Annotated in this window: 20 protein-coding genes; 3 read left to right on the forward strand and 17 right to left on the reverse strand. The window is 55.1% G+C overall.

The features are described from left to right. Window positions 1–1,737 carry an amidohydrolase gene (locus NSQ24_RS16670; RefSeq protein WP_339166252.1) on the forward strand — a complete coding sequence of 579 codons (1,737 nt, stop codon included), beginning with the start codon at window positions 1–3 and terminating at the stop codon, window positions 1,735–1,737. Between the two features lie 203 nt (window positions 1,738–1,940). Here the strand turns inward: NSQ24_RS16670 and dapF are convergent, their stop codons facing one another. From dapF to kynU, 5 genes are all read right to left on the reverse strand, one after another. Then, window positions 1,941–2,807 (reverse strand): diaminopimelate epimerase, encoded by an 867-nt coding sequence (dapF, locus tag NSQ24_RS16675; RefSeq protein ID WP_003386178.1) that lies wholly within the window; start codon window positions 2,805–2,807, stop codon window positions 1,941–1,943. Further along, window positions 2,804–4,039, reverse strand: a complete 1,236-nt coding sequence (locus NSQ24_RS16680) for a dicarboxylate/amino acid:cation symporter (RefSeq protein ID WP_003386179.1) — start codon at window positions 4,037–4,039, stop codon at window positions 2,804–2,806. Before NSQ24_RS16680 ends, dapF begins: the two co-directional genes overlap by 4 nt. Window positions 4,040–4,258: 219 nt before the next feature. Beyond that, window positions 4,259–4,954 carry a tryptophan 2,3-dioxygenase family protein gene (locus tag NSQ24_RS16685; RefSeq protein WP_003386180.1) on the reverse strand — a complete coding sequence of 232 codons (696 nt, stop codon included), beginning with the start codon at window positions 4,952–4,954 and terminating at the stop codon, window positions 4,259–4,261. Window positions 4,955–5,022: 68 nt separating this feature from the next. After that, window positions 5,023–5,658: an arylformamidase gene (gene kynB / locus NSQ24_RS16690; RefSeq protein WP_003386182.1), complete on the reverse strand. Its 636-nt coding sequence runs from the start codon at window positions 5,656–5,658 to the stop codon at window positions 5,023–5,025. 46 nt (window positions 5,659–5,704) lie between these two features. After that, complete coding sequence (gene kynU / locus NSQ24_RS16695; protein WP_024982935.1) at window positions 5,705–6,991, reverse strand: kynureninase; 1,287 nt, start codon at window positions 6,989–6,991, stop codon at window positions 5,705–5,707. A 149-nt stretch (window positions 6,992–7,140) separates the two neighbouring features. On the opposite strand from kynU, the gene NSQ24_RS16700 reads away from it, so the two are divergent. Continuing rightward, window positions 7,141–7,758, forward strand: a complete 618-nt coding sequence (locus tag NSQ24_RS16700) for a TetR/AcrR family transcriptional regulator (RefSeq protein WP_003386184.1) — start codon at window positions 7,141–7,143, stop codon at window positions 7,756–7,758. Window positions 7,759–7,871: 113 nt separating this feature from the next. Next, window positions 7,872–8,492: a YdcF family protein gene (locus NSQ24_RS16705; RefSeq protein ID WP_031932965.1), complete on the forward strand. Its 621-nt coding sequence runs from the start codon at window positions 7,872–7,874 to the stop codon at window positions 8,490–8,492. On the opposite strand, the gene NSQ24_RS16710 is transcribed toward NSQ24_RS16705, so the two are convergent. The 12 genes from NSQ24_RS16710 to NSQ24_RS16765 all read right to left on the reverse strand — a co-directional run bounded on the left by NSQ24_RS16710 (window position 8,483) and on the right by NSQ24_RS16765 (window position 22,719). After that, window positions 8,483–9,370, reverse strand: a complete 888-nt coding sequence (locus tag NSQ24_RS16710; protein WP_122958675.1) for a tetratricopeptide repeat protein — start codon at window positions 9,368–9,370, stop codon at window positions 8,483–8,485. The two genes, NSQ24_RS16705 and NSQ24_RS16710, sit on opposite strands and share 10 nt — an antisense overlap. After that, the gene (locus tag NSQ24_RS16715; RefSeq protein WP_141334163.1) at window positions 9,351–9,803 is read right to left on the reverse strand and encodes a hypothetical protein; all 453 of its coding nucleotides are present in this window, start codon (window positions 9,801–9,803) and stop codon (window positions 9,351–9,353) included. Before NSQ24_RS16715 ends, NSQ24_RS16710 begins: the two co-directional genes overlap by 20 nt. A gap of 150 nt (window positions 9,804–9,953) precedes the next feature. After that, a complete protein-coding gene (gene nfsA / locus NSQ24_RS16720; RefSeq protein WP_339166256.1) occupies window positions 9,954–10,694 on the reverse strand; it encodes an oxygen-insensitive NADPH nitroreductase in 741 nt (246 codons plus the stop codon). Window positions 10,695–10,905: 211 nt separating this feature from the next. Next, a complete protein-coding gene (gene pyrE / locus NSQ24_RS16725; RefSeq protein ID WP_003386189.1) occupies window positions 10,906–11,550 on the reverse strand; it encodes an orotate phosphoribosyltransferase in 645 nt (214 codons plus the stop codon). 25 nt (window positions 11,551–11,575) lie between these two features. After that, entirely contained in the window at window positions 11,576–12,280 is a 705-nt protein-coding gene (gene pyrF / locus NSQ24_RS16730) for an orotidine-5'-phosphate decarboxylase (RefSeq protein WP_031932966.1), read from the reverse strand. Between the two features lie 80 nt (window positions 12,281–12,360). Next, on the reverse strand, window positions 12,361–15,573 hold the full coding sequence (gene carB, locus NSQ24_RS16735) for a carbamoyl-phosphate synthase large subunit (protein WP_039070117.1): 3,213 nt from the start codon (window positions 15,571–15,573) through the stop codon (window positions 12,361–12,363). Further along, a complete protein-coding gene (locus NSQ24_RS16740; RefSeq protein ID WP_003386192.1) occupies window positions 15,557–16,654 on the reverse strand; it encodes a carbamoyl phosphate synthase small subunit in 1,098 nt (365 codons plus the stop codon). Before NSQ24_RS16740 ends, carB begins: the two co-directional genes overlap by 17 nt. A gap of 16 nt (window positions 16,655–16,670) precedes the next feature. After that, window positions 16,671–17,951 (reverse strand): dihydroorotase, encoded by a 1,281-nt coding sequence (locus tag NSQ24_RS16745; RefSeq protein WP_243014272.1) that lies wholly within the window; start codon window positions 17,949–17,951, stop codon window positions 16,671–16,673. Next, the gene (locus tag NSQ24_RS16750) at window positions 17,921–18,865 is read right to left on the reverse strand and encodes an aspartate carbamoyltransferase catalytic subunit (RefSeq protein WP_279041953.1); all 945 of its coding nucleotides are present in this window, start codon (window positions 18,863–18,865) and stop codon (window positions 17,921–17,923) included. Before NSQ24_RS16750 ends, NSQ24_RS16745 begins: the two co-directional genes overlap by 31 nt. A gap of 189 nt (window positions 18,866–19,054) precedes the next feature. Then, the gene (locus NSQ24_RS16755) at window positions 19,055–20,410 is read right to left on the reverse strand and encodes a solute carrier family 23 protein (RefSeq protein WP_031932970.1); all 1,356 of its coding nucleotides are present in this window, start codon (window positions 20,408–20,410) and stop codon (window positions 19,055–19,057) included. Window positions 20,411–20,562: 152 nt separating this feature from the next. Continuing rightward, window positions 20,563–21,102 (reverse strand): bifunctional pyr operon transcriptional regulator/uracil phosphoribosyltransferase PyrR, encoded by a 540-nt coding sequence (gene pyrR / locus NSQ24_RS16760; protein ID WP_003386197.1) that lies wholly within the window; start codon window positions 21,100–21,102, stop codon window positions 20,563–20,565. A 249-nt stretch (window positions 21,103–21,351) separates the two neighbouring features. Beyond that, entirely contained in the window at window positions 21,352–22,719 is a 1,368-nt protein-coding gene (locus tag NSQ24_RS16765; protein WP_339166258.1) for a hypothetical protein, read from the reverse strand. Window positions 22,720–22,815: the final 96 nt, after the last annotated feature.

Here is a 22,815-nt window from a genome sequence, read left to right on the forward strand (position 1 = left end):
GTGAAACGGACAACCTGTTTTCTGGCAAGCCTGCTGCTGCTCGGTTCCCTGGTCAGCTATGGCGCAAATGCTGCACCTCTGCCTGCGGACAAGCAGGCCGATCTGATTTTGCAAAATGGAGCCGTTTACACGGTGGACAAAAACCGCAACTGGGCGGAAGCCGTCGCGGTCAAAGACGGGCGCATCCTTTTTGTCGGAACCGATGCCGATGCGAAAAAATATGCCGGCCCCAAGACCGAAGTCGTCGATTTGAAAGGAAAAATGGTGCTGCCCGGCTTCTTCGACAGTCACACTCACGCCAGCGAAACGGTCAAGCAAATTCATTCTGTCGATCTGTACGGCAAGCAATCGGTGGATGAATATTTGCAGGCCGTGCGCGAATTCGCCAAAAAGCATCCCGATGCCAAAGTCATTACCGGTATGGGCTGGAGCAACCCGCTGATCCCGGGCAAAGGGCCGAGCAAAAAAATGCTCGATGATGTCATTTCGGACATTCCCGTCGTGCTCACTTCGGAAGACGTTCACTCTGTATGGGCAAATTCAAAAGCACTCGAGCTCGCCGGCATTACCAAGGATACGAAAAATCCCGAGGGCGGCGTAATCGAACGGGATGACGCCACGGGCGAACCATGGGGGACGCTCCGCGAAAAAGCCGTTGATCTGATCGCCGACGTGGTTCCCGAATTTACTGTCGACCAGTATATGGATGGCATCCTGGCCTATCAGGAAATGGCAGCAGAACGCGGTGTCACGACAGCCCACGAGCCAATGATCGGCGGTCCCAACGTTCTGGCCGCCTACAAAAAAGCCGAGGAAAACAACAAGCTGACCATGCGTTTCCGCAATTCCTTCCTGGCTGATCCCGGAAAAGGGCCGGAACAGCTCCAGGAGTTCATTAAGGAACGGGAGAAAAACAAAGGACCGCTCTACCAGACAAACAGTGTCAAAATCTTTATGGATGGCGTAATCGAAGGCAGCACAGGTTATTTGTCCGAGCCTTACGAACATATTGATTCACTTGGCGAGCTTGTCTGGAGGCCGGACAGCTACAAGCAAATGGCAGCGGCCATCGACAAATCAGGCTTTCAGGTTCATGTTCACTCCATCGGAGATGCGGCCACTTCGATTGCGCTGGACGGACTGGAAGCGGTGCAAAAAAGCAACGGCAAACGCGACTCCCGCCATCTCATCACCCATCTCCAGCTTGTCAAGCCGGAGGATATCAGCCGCTTCAAGGCTCTGGGAGTGATCGGAGTTCCTCAGCCGTTCTGGTTCTTTAAAGAACCGGGCTATTACGAAGACATCCAGGTACCGTACCTCGGTCAGGAACGGGCTGACCGCGAATACCCGATGAAGAGCTTTATTGCCGCCGGGGTACACATGGCCTCCTCGAGCGACTATCCGGTGACGCAGGAGTTCTCTCCCCTGGATGGCATCGAGCGCGGCGTCACTCGGGCGGAGCACGGTTCTACCGATCCCGGCGACATTCTCTGGCCGGAGGAGAGAGCCACGCTGGCTGACATGATCGCCAGCTTTACGATCGAAGGAGCGTATGCCAATTTCCTCGAAAACGAGACTGGCTCCATCGAGATCGGCAAAAAGGCCGACCTGGTCGTCCTGGAGAAAAATCTGTTTGAGATCCCGGCGACCCAGATCAATGAGACAAAGGTTCTGCTCACCTTATTTGAAGGCAAGCCGGTTTATCGCGACAGCTCATTTGGACCGGCAGGCAAATAGCGTTTGATAAACAAGAAGCATGTTTTCCTCAGGCAGCCGACCGGGAGCGCTCTGCAAAATTCTTTCCTGAGCAGAGCTTGGCGGCTTGGTGGAAAGCATGCTTCTTTTCGTTTCACCTTCGCAGTCTGTTTGTCATTCTAACAACTTTTTAACCGTCACAGCCTGTTCGTTATCCCAACTCGATCTATAAACCGCTCTTCCTCTTACATCCACATTTCCGGCAAGAGGTACCCGGAAGCTACCCACCTCGTCGGTCCTCCGAGAACGATGTCTCTGACCAGATTGTTTTCAAGGCGAAAGGAAACCCTAAGCTCTCCTCCCCTGGTCAAGACTGTTACCGGCGACGCGACCAGACCGAGCAACGACGACGTGATTGCGCTGGCCGTCGCACCCGAGCCGCAGGCGAGCGTCTCTCGCTCTACTCCCCTCTCATACGTCCGGATCTTGAGCTTGTTTTCGTCAGCTATTTGCACAAAGTTCACATTGACGCCGTCAGGAAAGATCGAGTGATCGTACCGGATCGCTTTTCCCCAGGCTGATACCTGCTCGTCACTCATCTCTTCTGTATCCGCGACAAACCAGACCGTATGCGGCACACCGACCACGGCAAAATGGTATTGACGAGCTCCATCCATGGCTTCATAACGGCGATTCAGGAAAAAGTCAGCCCTGTCCATTGCCGGAAAGTACACGTCTACCCATCGACCTTCCACAAGAGAATGATACAGGCCGTCTTTGGCAGCAAACCGCATCGCTGCAGGCGCAATCCCTTTTTCAAAGGCGTAACGGGCAATACATCTGGCCCCGTTCCCGCACATTTCCCCTTCGCTGCCATCTGCGTTGAAGTAACGCATGGAAAAATCGGCAACGTCGGACTTCTCCACCCACATGCATCCGTCAGCTCCCAATGCCGTTTCCCGATTGCACAGCCGACGGGCGATTGCTCCGAGCTCCTTGCCCTCCCATTCTTCCTGCCGATTGTCCATAATCAAAAAGTCGTTGCCGCAGCCATGCATCTTCGCAAAAGGGATGCACCTTTTCATGATCTCAATGGAATTTCCGGGATTCATGCTTTGTTCATCCACCCTTTGCCCTCGAGGATGCGAGAAACGAGCATGCTGGCGGCAGTATCCCCGGTAGCGTTCACCATCGTCGCAGGGGGATCGACCAGCGTTCCGATCATCGCGACGATCGGCAGTGCTTCCGGCGGAAAACCGTACATCGTAACGATCAGCATTTCCCCGATAAAGCCGCCGCCCGGGACGCCAGACATGACCACACCGCTCAGAACAGCGATGACAATGGCTGTCACGTATGTCTCAAACCCGTGAAACGGCATTTGAAACAAGCCAAACAGAAATGAAATTTTCAGAATGGCGCTCAGACAGGAACCATCCATATGGGCAGTGGCTCCGAGCGGGATGACGATCTCGCGGATGTCCTTTGGCACACCGAGCCGGGCCGTCGCTTCCAGATTGACTGGAATGGTCGCTACGCTGCTCGATGTCGCAAGCGAAGTGACGGCAGGAGAGACGGCTGCCCGCCAAAACTTTCCCGGACCTCCCCTGCCTGCTGCCATATACGCATACAACGTGAAGAACAGGAAGAAATACAAAATTGCAATCGGATAGTACACCGACATCGCCCGGGCGTACGAACCTAACAGCTCCGGCCCGAATACCCCGACGAGCGTGGCAAAGTAGGCACCCAGCCCAATCGGAGCATAGTACATCAGCAGCTTGATCAGCTTGATCATTACCTCGGACAAAAGAGAGAGGCCGTCTGCTACCCTCCTCCCTTTTTCTCCGGTAAGACTTACCGCAAGGCCGAACAAGATCGAAAAGACAATGAGTGCCAGCATGTTTTTCCGCGACAGCAGATCGCTAAAATTGGGCACGGTAAAGGCGTTTACGAACTGCTCTCCCGTTTGCAGCGGCTTCAGCTCGTCCGGTGCTTTGAGTTCGATTTGAACACCATCAGCCGGCGGAACAAGCGAAACTCCGACGATCATCAGCACAGATGAAACGATACCCGTAGCGACAAAGACTGCCAGCATCACGCCCAGGATTTTTCCCAGCCGCTTCAAGTTTGCGATGCTGGCTACCGCGCTGCTGATGTTGACAAAGACCAGCGGCACGACAATGGTGAACATCAGATTGATAAAAATGTCGCCAAACGGTTTGAGCACATCTGCCTTCGGTCCGGCCACCCACCCTATCACGCCGCCGATGAGGATCGCAACCAACAAAAGGATGGGATACCGATACGCTTCCCATGCCCGGCTTTTCCCGGATTCCCCCATTATTTTCACCCCTTTTTGGACTTGTGTGGAGTTGTCTACTTAAATATATGGAGGAACGCTCGATACATTTCTGAAAATTCACTAAAATAATGCCTGTTGGTTCAAAGTACGAGAACAGGGGAAAGTGTAGCACTATCACCCGCTTTAAGACTTGAAGCTTCTCCACTGACAAAAAAACTTCTCTCGAATGGAGACATTTTTCCATTCGAGAGAAGCTGATTACTCGCCGAGCGGCCGCGGATTGTAGCTGGAGCCGGTCCAGTCGGTCAACTCGCTGATCGCCTTCCATAACACCGGATAAAACTCGTGTCGGACCCCTTTCTGCAGCGCTTGGGCCGGTATCCCCTTGAGGCTGTTTGTCTCCAGGCCGATCATCCGGCGCACTAGCTGCAGATGCTGATAGCGAAAGCTTTGGAAGCCCTCGTCAAACTGGATCAGCTCCTGCATCAGCTGATACAAGGCGAGATGTGCCGTGGGCTCTTTGTGCACGTCGAGAGGAGACAGTCCCTTTTCGCCCAGGAGCTTTTCAAATGGCTCCCAAAGGGTCGGGCCAAACTGGAGGATCTGATTGAACCCCGGCGAATCCTGTCCGCTGCCCCTCCCGAGCGCGAGCCGTATGGTATGGTAATCCAACGGACTGATCACTTTGACCATCGTAAATACTTCCGGCAGATGCTTCATGTGGAGATTGACGCGGTGCAGATGTTCCTTTGCCTTGTCAGGCTCCCCTGCGACCATCGCCGATTTGGCCATTTGCAGATATTGCATGACGAGTTTGAAATGCAGCTCCGCGATCTGATGAATCACCTGAAAGGTCAGTTCATCCGCGCACGCCAACTCATCCTCACGCTTTTGCAACCCGAGCAGTTCCTCTGTCCGAATGTATTTCTCGTAATCCGACAGCTCTCTGGTCAACGGCTTTTCCTCCCCTTTTTCAAGTAACAGCGAGCAGCATGGCCGAAAGCATCCGGCTCCGCGATGTCTTATTCATTTCCCTGTGCTAAACGGCGCAATACGGCACGAACAGGACTTCCGTCCGCCTGGACGAGCGGCAGCGGCAGGGCTATCAGCTCGTACTGTCCCGGCTCTACATGATCCAGCAGCAGCCCCTCCAAAATGTGAATATGGCAGGCGTGCAGACTGTGATGAGCCGGCAGCTCCTTGCTGTCCAGCGGATCGACCGACGGGACGTCGACACCGATCAGGCGAATGCCCTGCTCCGCTAAAAAAGGAGCCAGATCAGAGCGGAGATAACAGATATCAGAAGGAAAACGCCCAGGATCGGGCCACGAGCCGGTACGGAGCAAAAGCCGTTCCACCCCTGTCAGATCGATACCGTCCAGATCGGCGGCTCCGACGCTCTGTTTCCCGGACACATCCAGAACTATAGCCGGACCGATGTAAATCTCGATCGGCAAATCAAGAATTTTATTCCCGTCATCGTCAAAGTGATAAGGAGCGTCTACATGTGTACCCGTATGCAGGCTCATCGTCAGCTTGCCTACATTGACAGAGCCGCTCTCGGATTTCGGCCAGCTCACCTCGTAGTGAAACGGCGTATCGCCAGGCCATGTAGGGGCACCGGGCGCGAGCGGACGCGATATGTCAATCCAGTTCATATTCCTGGCAGCTCCTCTCCTGCGTTTCCGGCAGATTTATTGTGCTTCAAGCGACCACGCCGCGTTTGTTCTCGTAACGTTCATACGTCCGCTCCTCCATAATCCGCTTCAGGATTTGGACGGCACGCCATACATCATGGTATGAGGTATACAGGGCTACTGGTGCCAGGCGTATCACGTTTGGCGCCCGAAAATCCGGAATCACCCCGCTATCTTTCAAAGCCTTGCAGATGCGGGCCGCTTCCGGATGCTCCAGGCTGACATGTCCCCCTCTCCTCGCATCCTCTCGCGGATTTCCGATGACAAAGCCGTGATCCGCAAGCTCCTCATCAAGCAGATCCATCAAATAGGCAGTCTGCTGCAAGGACTTCTGGCGAATCTGGTCTATTCCCGCCTCCTCGAACATGGACAGCGCTCCGAATAAGGGGGCCATGCTCAAAATATGCGGCGTCCCGATCTGGTACGCTCCAGCCGTCTGCGCGGGCGAAAAGCTCAGCTCCATATCAAACTGTTTCTCTTTGTCCGATCCGAACCAACCGGCCAGTCCTGGCAACCGCCCGAAGTGCTTCCGGTTTACGTACAGCGCGCCAACACTGCCAGGCCCGCCATTGAGGTACTTGTAGTTGCACCAGTAGGCAAAGTCGACATCCCATTCGCTGAATCGATGCGGAATCGCACCGACCGAATGACAGCCGTCAAAGCCGATCATGATTCCCCGCTTGTGCGCTTCCTCCGTCAATCGCGGGATATCGAGGAGCTGTCCGCTTCGATACAAAACAGTGGGGAGGACGATCAGGGCGATCTCTTCAGTCATGCAAGCGATGATGTCGTCCTCCTCCAGAAAGCGGCCATCGCGGCTGGCTGCCAAGACCAGATGCTCATGCGGATCGAGTCCACGCAGCCTGATCTGGCTTTGCAAGGCATAAATATCCGAGGGAAAGGTAAGCTCATCGGCGAGAATTTTGGTCCGTTTCCCCTCAGGCTGATAAAAGGTGGACGCCAACTGGTGGAGATTGACCGTTGTGGAACCGCTTGCAATCACTTCATCGGGATCCGCTCCGACAAGCGGCGCCAGACAAGCCCCCAGCCTCTCCGCCTGGTAAAACCACGGTCGCTCCCCTTGTGTCCACCCATCAATCCCCATCCGTTTCCAATCGTTCAGCGAGTCCATGAGGGTACGCTCGGCCCTTTTTGACAACATCCCAAGCGAGTTTCCATCCAGGTAGACAATACCTTGCGGAAGGTAGTACTCTTCGCGAAAAGGACCCAGAGCATCGCGATTGTCCTGCTCCAGAGCAAATTCTTCCGTGGGCGAAAACGCAGATTCCTTCAAGGGAAAACCTCCTTCGTATCGGTTGTTAGCACAAGATTACAGAAAAGTTGACATAGTGTCAATATTTTGAATTAGTTTGCTTTGGAGTCCGCCTCTCTTCCTTTTTCCCTTATTTCCCTGTATTCTAGTTGGTAAAGGAGGGCGGTGCTGTGGAAGAGACAAAGAGCGTAACGGATGGACGCCATTTGCGTTCGCTGCACACCCGGCACAAGCTGTTGGAAGCAGCCAAAGAAGTATTTCGCGAGGAAGGCTTCCACAAAGCGACGATCTCCCAGATCATCAAGCGGGCAAAAACAGGATACGGTACCGCCTATGTCCACTTTACAGGCAAGGATGACCTCCTGATCGTTTTGATGGAAGATGTCATGACGGCATTCTACAGTATTGCAGAGCTTCCCTTTACACCCGCTTCCCGCGCCGAAGCTGAAGAGCTTATTCTGTACCAGACGACTGCCTTTTTACGAATGGCTGAGTCTGAGCGCAAGATGCTGCAGGTATTTGGAGAGGCGATTGGCGTCTCGGCCTCTGCTTCGCAAAAATGGGCCGAGATCCGCGAGCGCTTCATCAACAGAATTGCCCAGGACATCGCCTATTCCCAGCAGAACGGCTTGGCACGGACCGGACTTGATCCGGAGCTGGTCGCACGCGGCTGGTTTTACTCGCATGAAATGTACCTCTGGGAAATCGTTCGGGGAGAACATCAAGCTCAACTGGACGAGATCGCGAAAACATTGGCAGCCATCTATACGGGTGGATTGTATTCATAAGCAGCAAAAAAGAGACTTGCAGCCCGCTTGTTGACGGACAAGTCTCTTTTTTCCGGCATTTGTACAATTTCATTCCTTTTCACGGAATTTCGGTTTCCACTTGGGGGTTCTTCATGAAAATGAAAAAAAAGCGATCTACCCGCGTTTTATTGCTGTTGTCGCTGCTTGTTCTACTGACGGTGTCTCACGCAGCCTACAGCATTTGGTCCTTTGCCTCCGTCCGCTATTGGGGAAAGACAGATGCGGCCATCGTCCTCGGAGCAGCCGTCTGGGATTCGCAGCCTTCCCCGGTGTTTCGGGAACGGATCGACCACGCTATCTGGCTGTACCAGAACGGGTATGTCCAAGGAATCCTGTTTACAGGCGGCAAAAGCGCAGACAGCGCCGAAGCCGAATCCGAGGTGGCTCGCGATTACGCCATCAAGCATGGGGTGCACCCTGCCGATATTTTGTTGGAAAACCGCTCTACTATTACGGAAGAAAACCTTTCATTCGCACTCGAGGTTGCCCGTACCGCAAACTGGCGCAGCTTTACGATTGTCAGCGATCCGCTGCACATGAAACGCTCTCTGGCCATGGCCCACGACCTGGGGATGGAGGCATACTCCTCGCCGACGCCCACCTCAGCCTATCAAAGCCTGAAGACAAAAGCTCCTTTTTTTCTTCGCGAGCTGTTCTATTACCTCGGCTATCAAGCCAGCAAGCCGCTCAGGTGGCTGGGCCTTTACCGATAGCGCCCCCATTTTCGCACTGCCCGGTAAATGAAAGGGGAGATCCATGTATATATGCAGAAAGGGACGTAGACCATGGCGAGGACTCCCGCAGCCCCCTCCCAGTCTAGCTTGCCGAAAAGAAAAACGGCCCCGATAAAACAAATCCACCAGACGACCGGCCCGCCCGTTTTCTGCATCAAGCGATTCGGGAAAAAGACCGGATGGATGATCTCGTCGATTTCTTCGATCGCATACAAGAGCGGTTCATTGCCGGGATCCAGCAAATAGGCCTGCCGGTAACACTCCCGGGCTTCCCGATAATTTCCCCGATCCAGTGCGGCCAGCCCCATTTTCAGCAGCTTGTCAACATCACTTCCGGCGATTTCGTTGTATTTTCGGATCGTTTCCTGCTGGGCTTCGACCTCATCGTACGCCCGCAAAAAATGGTAATGGTAGTGCAGGACGACTTCGCTTTCCGGGTCGACTCGCATCGCTTCAGCCATCAACAGCTTCGCCTTTTCCTCGTAACCGGTGACCAGCATCAAATACCCGTATTGGGCGAGCAAATCGCCGTCCTGCGGATTTTTGGCAAGGCCGGCCAAAAAAAATTCTTCCGCCTCAGCGTAAGCGCCCTTTGCCTTGCAAATAATACCAAGCAGCGAGTATACCTCTTCCCCGAAGTAGCCGACGCGCAAAGCTTCGCGGGCAAACGTCTCGGCTTCGTCCAGCTGGTCCAGCTTGAAAGAGCAATAGGCTACGAAGAACAGCAGCTGACCGTCCTCCTGACTGGTTGCCAAAAACGGCATGAATTTTTCTTTTGCCTGTTCATAGCGCCCCATGTGGTACAAATGCATGGCTTCCTGCCAGGCTACGTTATTGTCATCCCTGATCAAATACATCGTGAATCCCCTTCCCCATCGTCACCAGCCAACTGTCGAATACGATTCCGGCCACCACGGCAAGCAGTCCCCACCAAAAAATCGGCTGATCCTCACCGATGATGACGGAATGCAGCTTGTAGCGCTTTCGTTGGGCGTATCGATAGACAACTGCCAGGGCGACGCCCATGATCCGTGACAGAAGCGCTACGCTGTCGGCTCCCGTCCAGGCGACGTAAGCGAGCTTCAATCCGCAAAGAAGCAAGCTGGTTCCAAGCAGCATCGCGATCATCTTCTTGCTGCACCGCAGCCATATCGCATTTCTCGTACCCAAAATCATGACCGGCAGCACGCCGCCGAAAAAGCCGAGATAAAAAAAACGATCAATGTCGTAAGATTTGGTTACACGTATCTCTCCATTCGCCAAAGAAGGCTGTAAAAGCTCCCGGTTCAACAAACTGTCATCTCCAATCCCGATAATGCAAACACCATTAATCTTACTAGCATACCAAGCATTGTCAAGAATTGACAAACAAAAAGTGCCCGGTTTCCTACTGCGAAACTTTGGGCACTTTTTTCCGTTCCCCCTGGCTGATCTCGGCTCCTACTTCAAAGGAAATCCCTGCTTCCTTAAAAAGTCGCCAAGATGCGGACGCCTTGGTTTTTGCAAATAATCGGCCATCTGTTTGGTCCAGCCTTCCGCATGATCTTTCCTTGTTCTGCGGGCATAATATTCGGCGGAAACCGCTTCGTACTCCTCCAGCGCTTCCGGCAAATGCTCCGTCCGGTATTCCTCTTCATGGATGACCGCACGCTTGTGCAGTCTTGGCTTTTGCTCCATGTCTTGATCGGGATAGCCCAGGCACATGCCCATGATCGGAGCGGTTAGCACAGGAAGCTTAAGCAGGCGGGCGACATCCTCCGGCTGATTGCGTATTCCGCCGATCATTACTCCGCCCAGACCGTGAGAACGAGCGGCGACTAGCGCGTTTTCCGCTGCCAATGCCGTATCTACGGCGGCCACCAGCATATTTTCCACCTCGTCAGCCAAAAATTCGCTTCCGTGCATGTCGCTCGCCAGCTTCAACTTGTAGAAATCAGCGCAAAACACAAGAAAGACGGGACATGTCTCCACCCATTTCTGTCCCCCGCATAGCTGGGCCAGCTGTTTTTTCTTTTCCGCTGAACGCACGACGACAATGCTGTAGGCTTGAACGTTGTGCGAGGAAGGAGCCCACTGGGCGCTTGCCAAAATATCCGCAAGCACGTCGTCCGGGATCGGTCTGTCCGTGTACTTGCGGATGGAGCGGTGCGATTGGATCAACCTGGTTACATCTGTCTGCATCGTATGCCTCCTGTCGGTAACTGAACGAATATTTGATCAAGCTTATTCTTCCTTATGGTTTGCCGATTCGGTTTTTCCCCCGTAAGCCTGATACCACTATTATAGCTTGTCTGCCCCTCTTTCGTCTGAACAGCAAAAAGCTGCGGGAAAATCCGCAGCTTTTTGCACAAGCGTGATGATCTGTTGTCCCTCTGCTTCGTGCTACACGCGATCAGGAAGAAAAAAAGGTTCTGGGCGATTTGCGCCAGTCGGCGAGAATGGATTCCTGATCAGCAGTGATAACTCCGTTCTCTTTGGCAGCTTCCAGCAATGCCGTATAGTTGGACAAGGTGCTTGCCTCAATGCCGGCTTCCGCGAACAGCCCCGAAGCGTCGGGGAATTGGTAGCTGAAGATCGCGATCACGCCAAGCACTTCGGCTCCTTCCTCCGCTACAGCCTGGGCCGCCTTCAGCGAGCTTCCGCCTGTCGAGATCAAGTCTTCGATGACGACTACTTTTTGGCCTTTGTGGAGGGCGCCTTCAATTTGATTTTGACGCCCGTGGCCTTTTGCCTTGTCACGAACATAGATCATCGGCAAATCGAGAATTTCCGCCACCCAAGCCGCATGCGGAATGCCAGCTGTCGCCGTGCCCGCGATCACTTCCGCTTGCGGGTACTTTTCGCGGATCGCTTTCGCAAATGCTTGCGCGATCTGGCGGCGAACAGTCGGGTAGGACATCGTGATCCGGTTGTCGCAATAAATCGGAGACTTGATCCCCGACGTCCAGGTGAACGGTTGATCCGGCCGCAGATGCACGGCCCCGATCTCCAGCAATTTGCCCGCGATTTCCTTGGCAGTAGTTTTTGTATTTGTCATCATTGCTTTTCCTCCCCCATGCGCGCTAGATGCGTGCCGCTTCTGCCTCTTGCACGATTTTTTCCCATGCTTCCGCCGGGTCCGGCGCACCCGTGATCGCCCGGCCGATGACCAGATAATCGCTGCCTAGCTGAAAAGCCTTCTCCGGTGTCGTGATACGGGTCTGGTCTCCCTTGTCCGAACCGAGCGGCCGTATCCCCGGAGTCACGGTAATAAACGAGCTGCCCGCTGCCTGTTTGATCACGGGGACCTCCAGAGGAGAGGCAACGACCCCATCGAGGCCCGCTTGCTTCGTCATCATCGTGTAGTGTACGACTACATCCTCGACATTCCCGGGAATAGCCAGCTCCTGGTTCATCGTCGTTTTCCCCGTAGATGTCAGCATCGTGACTGCGATCAGGAGCGGGCGTGCAGCGCCCGCCGGCGTTCCTTGCTCCAGGCCTTCCCGTGCAGCGGCCATCATCTGTGTGCCGCCTGCTGCGTGGACGTTGACCATGTCTACCCCGTGGCGGGCCAGGCTTCGCATCGCTCCTTTGGCCGTGTTGGGAATGTCGTGCACCTTCAGATCGAGGAAGACTTTGAGGCCCTTCTCTTTCAGGAAGTGCACGATTGCTGGACCTTCCGCGTATGCCAGCTCCATTCCCACCTTTACATAGCGGACCCGTCCATCCAGGCGCTGCAGACATTGCTCTACTTCTTTTTTGGTGGAAAAGTCCAGCGCTACGATCATCCGCTCGCGAACATCTGTTGGTTGTGATTGCACACTACTCTCCTCTTTTCTATCCCGTTTCATTCAAGCTTACCGTTCCCTTACACGGTTACCGCAACTTGCGCGCCAGAGCGCTGCGCCGGCATGGCCTCCGTGGAGAAGGTGATCGTCTCCAGTACATGCAGAAGTGCCGTCGCCGTATCCAGCGAGGTGAGACATACCGCCCCGTTTTCCACCGCTTCGCGTCTGATGCGGAATCCGTCGCGCTGCGGCGTCTTGCCTTTGGTCAAGGTGTTCAGCACGATGTTGGCTTCGCCCCTGTGAATCATGTCCAAGAGGTTCGGTGTGCCCTCTGACAATTTGTTCACGCGGGTGACGGGGAGACCTGCCTGCTCCAGATAGTCGGCTGTCCCTGCCGTAGCCAGCAGCTTGAACCCGAGCATGCGGAAGCGTTTGACGATACCCAGCGCTTCCTCTTTATCCTTGTCTGCCACGGTGACCAGCAGGGAGCCGTGAGTCGGGATGTTCATGCCCGCAGCCACCAGCCCTTTGTAAAGCGCTTTGGCCAAGGTGCTTTCACGCCCCATGACTTCCCCGGTCGATTTCATTTCCGGTCCGAGCGTGATGTCTACCCGGCGCAGCTTGGCGAAGGAGAAGACAGGCACTTTGACGGAAACCATCGCTTCTTCCGGATGGTAGCCCGGTGTAAAGCCTTGCTCTGTGATCGAGTGGCCGAGGATGGCCTTTGTCGCGATGTTGGCCATCGGAATGCCGGTTACTTTGGAGAGGAACGGCACGGTCCTGGATGATCTCGGATTCACTTCGATCACGTACGGCTGGTTTTTGTAGATGACAAACTGGATGTTGAGCAGCCCTTTGATTTGCAGTGCGCGGGCCAGCTTGGTCGTCATCTCGATCAGTTCCTGCTTGATCGTATCTGACAGAGACTGCGGCGGATAAACCGCGATGGAGTCGCCGGAGTGCACCCCTGCGCGTTCGATGTGTTCCATTATTCCCGGGATCAGGACGTTTTCGCCGTCACAGATCGCGTCGACTTCGGCTTCGGTCCCTACCATGTAGCGGTCGACCAGCACCGGGTGATCCGGGTTTACCTTTACGGCCTTTTCCATGTACTCCAGCAGCTCGTCATTGTTGTAGACAATCTCCATCGCGCGTCCGCCCAGCACATAAGACGGGCGGACCAGTACCGGGAATCCGAGCTCTTCCGCAGCCACGACTGCCTCTTGTACCGAGGTGACCGTTTTTCCGGGCGGCTGGGCGATGTTGAGATTGCGTAACAGAGCCTCGAACTTCTCCCGGTTTTCTGCTGCGTCGATGTTCTCCAGGCTGGTTCCCAGGATTTTGATCCCCCGGGCTGCCAGCTTGTCTGCCAGATTGATCGCCGTCTGACCGCCGAACTGGACGATCACGCCTTCCGGTTTCTCCGCATCGATGATGTTCATTACGTCTTCGATGTAGAGCGGTTCAAAGTAGAGCCGGTCGGATGTGTTGAAGTCGGTGGAGACCGTCTCCGGGTTGTTGTTGATGATGACCGCCTCGTAGCCCGCTTCCTGCAGCGCCCATACTGCGTGTACGGTCGCGTAGTCAAACTCGATCCCCTGTCCGATGCGGATCGGACCCGAGCCCAGCACGATCACCCGCTTTTTGCCTGTCTCGATGCGCTCATCCTCTACTTCGTAGCTGGAGTAGTAGTAAGGCGTTGACGCCTCAAACTCAGCCGCGCAGGTGTCTACCATTTTAAAGACCGGCGTAAACCCGTGCTGCTTTCTGAGTGCGCGAACCTCGTCTTCGGTTTGCCCCGCAAGCTCGGCGATTTTCCTGTCCGTAAATCCGAGGCGCTTGGCTGTATACAGCTTTTCTTCCGTCAAACCTTGAGCCAGCTCCGACTCGAATGCCACCAGCTTGTGGAATTTGTGCAGGAAGAAGAAGTCGATTTTGGTCAAGTCGTGAAGTCTCTCAAGGCTCCATCCGCGGCGCAGCGCTTCTCCCAGAAGGAACAGCCGCTCGTCGTCGGCAGCGATCAGGCGAGCCGTCAGCTCTTCTTCGGCAATTTCCGATGCGCCTTTCATCTCCAGGTGATAGGTGCCCACTTCCAGCGAGCGGATCGCTTTCATGATCGATTCCTCGAATGTTCGACCGATCGCCATCACTTCTCCGGTCGCCTTCATCTGGGTGCCCAGCTTGCGGTTGGCCGATTGGAACTTGTCAAATGGCCAGCGCGGGATTTTGCTCACGACGTAGTCGAGTGTCGGCTCGAAGCAAGCGTACGTTTGTCCGGTAACCGGATTGCGCAGCTCATCCAGGGTGTAGCCGATCGCGATCTTTGCCGCCATCTTGGCGATCGGATAGCCGGTCGCTTTGGAGGCCAGGGCCGAAGAACGGCTGACGCGCGGGTTGACCTCGATCACGTAATACTGGAAGCTGTGCGGGTCAAGCGCATACTGCACATTGCAGCCGCCCTCGATGCCCAGTGCGCGAATGATGTTCAGCGCGGAGGAGCGGAGCATTTGGTACTCGCGGTCCGACAACGTCTGGCTAGGCGCGACAACGATGGAGTCGCCCGTATGCACGCCTACCGGGTCGATATTTTCCATGTTGCAGACCACGATGCAGTTGTCATTGGCATCGCGCATCACTTCGTATTCGATTTCCTTCATGCCGGCAATGCTTTTCTCGATCAGGCATTGCGTAATCGGCGAGTATTTCAAACCGCTGGCGACAATCTCGCGAAGGCTCTCTTCGTCCGCACAAATGCCTCCGCCGGTGCCGCCCAGCGTGTAGGCCGGACGGACGATGATCGGGTAGCCGATCTCGTTGGCAAAATCGACTGCTTCTTCGACCGTGCTGACGATTGTGGAATCCGGCACCGGCTCGCCCAGCTCCTTCATCAGCGCACGGAACAGCTCGCGGTCTTCCGCTTGTTTGATGGAATCCAGATTGGTACCGAGGAGCTTGACGTTCTCCGCTTCCAGCACCCCTGCCTCGGCAAGGGCTACCGCCATATTCAAGCCTGTCTGTCCGCCGAGCGTCGGCAAGAGACCATCCGGCTTTTCCTGCCGGATGACACGCGTGACAAATTCAAGCGTGATCGGCTCGATATACACCTTGTCTGCCATATTTGTATCTGTCATGATGGTGGCCGGATTGGAGTTGATCAGGACGACCTCCAGTCCTTCCTCTTTCAGCGCCTGGCAAGCCTGCGTGCCTGCGTAGTCAAACTCTGCCGCCTGCCCGATCACGATAGGACCGGAACCGATAACCAGAATCTTTTTCAAATCAGCGTGTTTTGGCATGCGAACTCTCCTCCTTGGCGTTTTCCATCATTTCGATAAAGCGGTCGAACAGGTAACCCGAATCATATGGACCCGGAGCGGCCTCTGGGTGGTACTGTACCGAGAAGGCCCGCTTCTCCGGGCAGCTCAGCCCTTCCACGGTTCCGTCATTGAGAGCCGTATGCGTAATCGTCAGACCGGTTCCGGCGATCGACTCTTCCTTCACCGCGTAGCTGTGGTTTTGCGAGGTGATATACGTGCGTCCGGTGGCGACTTCCTTGACCGGATGGTTGCCTCCGCGATGCCCGAATTTCATCTTCATCGTGTCCGCCCCGGATGCGAGCGCGAACAACTGGTGGCCCAGACAAATTCCGAAGATCGGGTATTCTCCGAGTATTTCGCTGATCATCCGGATCGCCTGCGGGACGTCTTTCGGATCGCCGGGGCCGTTGGAGAGCAGGATTCCGTCAGGCTGCAAGCGGCGAATTTCCTCGGCGGTCACGTTGTACGGCACCACGACCACATCGCATTGGCGCTTGGTCAGCTCACGCAGGATGCCGTGCTTTGCGCCGAAATCGACCAGCACCACGCGATGTCCCGTCCCCGGGCAGCTGAAAACGCTCTTGGTCGATACGCGGGCCACCTGATCGGTCATGAGCGGCGTGCTGCGCAGCGAATCAAGCAATTCGGAAAGCGGAGCGTCACTCGTCGTGATGAGCCCTCTCATCGTTCCGTGGTAGCGGATTTTCCGTGTCAGCATCCTCGTGTCCACCCCGGCGATTCCCGGGATGTCGTACGCCTTGAGCAGCTCGTCAAGGGTGCTGGTGTTGCGCCAATTGCTCGGTTCGTCGCAGTGCTCTCTGACCACAAATCCGTGGATATACGGACGTACAGCTTCGAAGTCGTCGCGGTTGATCCCGTAGTTTCCGATCAAGGGATAGGTCATCGTGACGATTTGTCCGCAGTAAGACGGATCGGACAATACCTCCTGATAGCCCGTCAAGCCCGTGTTGAACACGACTTCACCGTATGTTTCCTTCACCTTTCCAAACGCCGTTCCGACGCATTCCGTACCATCTTCCAAAATCAGTCTCGCTCGCATCTTCGCTCCTCCTTTTTTACGCTTGGCGGTAAACGATTTTTCCGTCAACCAGTGTTACTGCAGGCCATCCTTTGCATTTCCAGCCGGCAAACGGCGTGTTTTTGCCTTTGCTCGCAAACGTATCGGGGTCTACTTCTTTTTCTGTATCCAGATCAATCACGGTCAGGTCGGCCGGCGCTCCGATTTCCAGGCGTCCGTATGGCAACCGGAAGCAGTCAGCCGGTTTCACCGTGAGAAAATCGACCAGTTGTTTCAATGTAAGCTCGCCTGTCAGAACGAGGTTTGTGTACAGCAGCGGGAAGGCCGTCTCCAGACCGACGATGCCAAACGGCGCCCGCTCCAGGCCGTTTGCCTTTTCCTCTGCCGTATGCGGGGCGTGGTCCGTCGCGATGATGTCGATCGTGCCGTCCTTCAGACCCGCGATCAGCGCCGCGCGATCGTCCCGGGACCTCAGCGGCGGGTTCATCTTCCAGTTCGTATTCAAATCTTCCGGGATGTCTTCATCGCACAGAAGCAGATGGTGCGGAGTCACTTCGCAGGTGACGTTGACTCCGGCGCGTTTGCCGTCGCGGACCAGCCGTACGGATTCCTTGGCGCTGATGTGGCAGACGTGATAGTGAACGCCTGTCTGCTCGGCCAGCAGAATATCGCGTCCCACATGGACCGACTCAGACTCCGACGGGATGCCGGGCAGTCCGTGGCGGGCGGCCACAACGCCGTCGTGCAGCGCGCCGCCCGGAGGCAAGAGCGTGTCGTCCTCGCAGTGGGCGACGATGGAAAGACCCAAGGCCGCCGCCTCCTGCATCGCTTTTTTCATCATGCCGGCCGATTGCACGCCTACGCCGTCGTCTGTGAGGGCAAAGATCCCTGCTTCCTTCAATCCGGCAAAATCGGTCAGCTCTTTGCCCAGCTGGCGGATCGTAATTGCGCCGTAAGGGAGGACGCGGGCAGCACCTGCTTCGCGTGCCTTATCGTGGATGTAGCGGACTGTCTCGACACTGTCGATGGAGGGCCGGGTATTCGGCATGCAGGCAATGGTCGTAAATCCGCCTCGCACCGCCGCATTCGCTCCGGTCGCGATCGTTTCCTTTTGCTCCAGGCCAGGCTCGCGAAGGTGGACGTGCACATCGATGAAGCCAGCGGAAATGAGCCCGCCTCTGCAATCGATCCACTCGTGTCCGGCTCTGTCTACCTTTTCCGCTATCGCCGTGATCCGTCCGTCAGTGACCAGCACCTCTGCGGGGATCAGCTCTCCCGTCCGATTGATCAGTTTGCCGTTGCCAAGGATGATTCCCATTTCACATCGCTCCCTCTCAGTAATGTTTCCATGACGGCCATGCGTGCCGCTACGCCGTTGGTCACCTGCTTATGGATCAGCGACCGCTCGCAGTCGACCAGATCCGTGTGAATCTCCACTCCGCGATTCACTGGAGCAGGGTGCATGATCACCGCTCCCGGCTTCATCATGCGTGCTCGCTCCAGCGTGAGTCCGTGGGCCAGATGATACTCTTCCTTGGATATGAACAGCGAGGAGGTGTGCCGCTCGAGCTGGACACGCAGCATCATGACCACGTCAGCCGTCCTGACGGCTTCGTCGATTTCGACGATTTGAACTCCATGAGGGACGAGCTGGGGTTGCGGCATCATGCTCGCAGGTCCCGCAAGCAGCAGATGGGCGCCCATTTTCGGCAGAGCGTGCAGATGCGAGCCGAGGACGCGGCTGTGCCGCAAGTCGCCGATGATCGCGACGCTCAGCCCTTCGATTTTGCCAAATTGCTGCTGCATGGTCAGCAAATCGAGCAGGCACTGCGTCGGGTGTTCGTTCGTACCGTCCCCGGCGTTGATCAGCTGGAGCTCTACCTGATCAGCCAGCTCTTCAAACAGGCCGTCCTTGCGAGTCCGGATGACCGCTGCTTCCACGCCCATCGCTTCCAGTGTTCGCACTGTATCCAGGATGGTTTCCCCTTTTACCGTGGAGGAGGTCTCCGGGATGAAGTTCAGTACATGGGCACCGAGCCGCTTCTGGGCTACCTCAAAAGAGAATCTGGTCCGCGTACTTGCTTCAAAGAACAGGTTGGCGACGAAGCGTCCCCGCAACACCTCTGATTGCACGCCCGGACTCTTTGCCCAGAAATCCGCACGCTCCAAAAGGCTGCCGATCTCTTCTCTAGACAAATTCTTGATTCCAGTCAGATGCCGCATGTTACTCATCTCGAATCCCTCCGTTATTTCCGATTTCTCCAAACCGTCTGTAGATGTGTGCAAAAAAAGCTTCTTGCCAAGCTGCCGCGTGAGGCGGGCATAGGCAAGAAGCTTTTCGCTTCGTTCGACAAGCAGGGCAAACAGCGCCCTACTTCCTTGCCAGCCTCACGGGACTGTTTTAAAGGAATTTGGAACGTGTCAGGATTGTGCTTCGCGGTGAGCTTCCCCCATCGCCGATTCTTTCCCCGGGAGAATCACGTGCAGGATGATCCCGAGGAAGGTAGCGAAGGCGATGTTGTCAATCGTCAGATTGTGCAGGAATGCCTGCCAGAAGGTAGCACCTTCGAAGCTTATTTTGTAGCCGCCGATCCCGGTTACGAGGATCGCGGCAGAGATGATCATATTGCGCTTGTTGGAAAAGTCGACCTTGTTTTCGACGAACATGCGCAATCCTTGGGCGGCGATGATTCCGAACAGGATAATGGAGACGCCGCCAAGCACCGGTGTAGGGATGGTCATCAGCAGCGTGCTGATTTTGCCGACGAAGGCGAACAGGATGGCACAGACAGCAGCCAGTCCGATCACGACCCGGCTGTAGACCCGAGTGATTGCCAGAACTCCGATGTTTTCGCCGTACGTCGTCGCCGGAGGTCCTCCGATGAACGCGGCCAGAGAGGTCGCAATCCCGTCACCCAAAAGGCTGCGGTGCAAGCCGGGGTCTTTCATCAGGTCACGGTCCATGACTTTGCTCGTAACAAGCAGATGACCCAAGTGTTCTGCCAGTGTCACGAATGCGACCGGCGCAATGATCAGCGCTGCAACCCATGCGGAAGGATTGCCGATTACAGCTGCAACTTCGCCGAATTTGAAGTGATCGTGAAACATCCCCGAGAAGCCGACAAACCATTTTGCTTCAGCCACTTTGTTCAGGTCGATCAAATCGGGATGGCGGAGCAGGGTGTAAAGATACCCGACGATGATCCCGATCAGAATCGGAATCAGGGCGAAAAATCCGCGCAGCATCACTGCCGCAAGAATCGTTACAATCATCGTTACGAGCGAAATCTCTATGGAGGTCAAGGACAGGTGCGATTGTCCGTCTACCGTTACCTTTGTCGCCATATCGACAGCGACGACAGACAGGCTAAGTCCGATTACGACGATGACCGACGCAATTACCACCGGTGGCAGTACCCGATCCAGCCACTTGACACCTGCCTTCTTGACGATGGCCGCCACGATGATGTAGACAAGGCCTGAGAGCAGACAGCCGAGCAGTGCAGTACCGACTCCGTAAGCCTGGCTCACTGTGATGATCGGACCGATGAAGGCAAAGGAAGAGCCCAGGTAGTTTGGAATCTTTCCTTTTGTAATCCAGAGGAACAGAAGCGTCCCGATCCCGCTGGTAAACAGTGCGGTCGCCACGTCCAGGCCTGTCAAAATCGGCACCAGTACAGTCGAACCGAACATGGCAAACAGGTGCTGAATGCTGAGCGGCAAAAGCCTGGAGATCGGCGGCGTTTCGTGCACATCAACAAAGTTTTTTTGACTCATTTTCGATATCCCCCTGTGCGTGTATAACGTTTCTGTCTACTAAAAAACCTCTTTGCGAGAGGCGCAAAGAGGCATACTCCTTCCATCGAAAGACGGGAAGCAAGTACCTCTTTGCAACCTCACGGGATTGCCATTTAAAGAGGTGTATGCAGTTAGATCAACTGGCGAATGGTCACCATGTCCATGGCGTCCACTTCCGCTAGCTGTACATCGATAATTTCGCTACGCGAGGTCGGAACGTTCTTTCCTACAAAATCCGGCCGGATCGGCAGCTCGCGGTGGCCCCGGTCTACCAGTACGGCCAATTGAATCATGCGCGGACGCCCGTTGTCGATCAGCGCGTCCAGCGCCGCTCTCACCGTACGGCCGGTAAAGAGCACGTCGTCGACGAGAATCACCGTTTTTCCAGTAATTTCATCAGGCAGTTGGGAACCGTGGAGTACGGCGTCCTCGGACTTGTGCTGCAAATCATCCCGGTAAAATGTAATGTCCAGCTGTCCGACAGGAACTCTTACATTTTCGATCAGTTCGATCCGCTCAACCAATCGCTCTGCAAGGTAAATCCCTCTCGTCTTGATGCCGACGACGATGCAGTCTTCCACGCCCTTGTTGCGTTCGATAATTTCGTGGGCAATCCGGGTTAAAGCCCGACGGATCGCAGCTTCATCCATAATCACGCTTTTGTTGATCATGTGTATTTCCTCCCCCGACTGACAGCTTGACATATTTGACGAGATGAAAAAAAGCTTCTTGCCGGTTGACAAGAAGCCACTGGGCATGACAGAAGAAAAGCGGCAGAGCCCCATTCTCTTTTGTCCATGCTTGTATCCGTGCCCTTGCCAGCCTCACGGGACTGGATTTAAAGGTTCTCGATTCGTCAGAACACATTATGTCATGAATCGGGCAAGGTGTCAACACTTTTTCATATTCCTCGAATCATTTCACTCAGATTGAATCCAGTAAACTCCCACCCATTCGGGCAAATAATTCGCATAGTATCCCGGGTCACCCGTCACATGGCGAACCAGCTCTTTCTCTTGCCCATCCGTTGTGCGAGCGTAGACAGAGCCATGCTCATCTCCATCCAATCGGACAAAGATCAGCTGCTTTCCGTCTGGAGAAGGGTGGGGATACGTATCGGCTGTACCCTCGGGTCCCTTGGTGACTGGCAGCGCACGGCCTTGCGTATCTCGCATCCAGATTCGTTGTCCGGAGATAAGAAGCTGTTTCGGATCGTAATTCCCGAGCCATTTCGCATTTTCAAACCCTCTCGCAAAATACAAGCTGTCCGCTGCTTTCTCGGGCCAACGCGGAAGGGCGTCCACTTTGCCAGGCTGTCCTGCATGTACAATCTTGCCGTCTTTATCTGCAAGGGTCAGATGTTTGTTTTCCGTTGCGATGCGTCCGCTCCCGTCGATAAAAGCCAATCGGGAACTATCCGGCGACCAGGAGAACCATTCCGGATAAGCCAGCCCCACCCCGATCTCGACCGGCTTTCGGTCCGGCTTCGTCAGGTCAAAAAGCTGAATGCTTACGCCATCGGCCGACAGTGAGCCCGATGAAACCCGGACATAGTAGGCCACCCGTTTGCCGTCAGGGGACAATGTGAGTCCTTCGGCCGAATACGGATAGATGCCTTCCTCGACATTCGGCGGCCCCCCCAGCGCATAGGCGGCCAGCTTTTTCCCTGCAAGATCGGTCAACTCCAAAGTAATAGGACGCCCCTTTGCAGCAGGAACAGACACAAGCAGACGCTTTCCATCCGGCAGCCAGGCAAAATCCTCAATCTCCCGCCTTTGCTCCAACAGCTTCTGTACCCGCTCCCCATCCAGTCTTGCCACGACGAACTCGGGAGAATAGGCATTGTCTGGACCACCTGTTTGAGTGGATTGAACCATGTATGCAAAGGTCTTTGCATCACTCGCCCATTTCGGTTTCTCCAGAACCCGGCGCGGGTCCACCTGAAAGGCTCCGGATCCATCCGCTTTCACTGCCCACAGAACATTTCCGGATGAAGCATCAGCCGGATTTTGGTTGTGCAAGTAAAACAGCCATTTTCCGTCTGGCGACCATCCTGCAATCTCCACTGCACCGGTTGTCGTGATCTGCTTGGGTTTTGCCTTCGGGTCACTGCCGTCCAGCAGCCATAATTGCGCGTTGCTGGTAAACGCCACTCTTGCAGGTACGCTCGCCTCAAATATTCTCTCAGGTGTCAGGATTTGTTCGGCTGCACTGCCGATACCGCTGCCAGCAAACAGCACAACTGCTGCGCAAACGATACCGGACAGGATGGAAACACACTTCCGCATCGCATTTGCCTCCCTCATTCTTGTTCAATCGTACGACGCATTTCGGCTGTCTTTTGTTACCTCCCAAACAAAAAACGCCAGGGAAATGATTTCTCA

Source organism: Brevibacillus sp. FSL L8-0520, from assembly GCF_037963895.1.
Taxonomy (GTDB): domain Bacteria; phylum Bacillota; class Bacilli; order Brevibacillales; family Brevibacillaceae; genus Brevibacillus; species Brevibacillus borstelensis.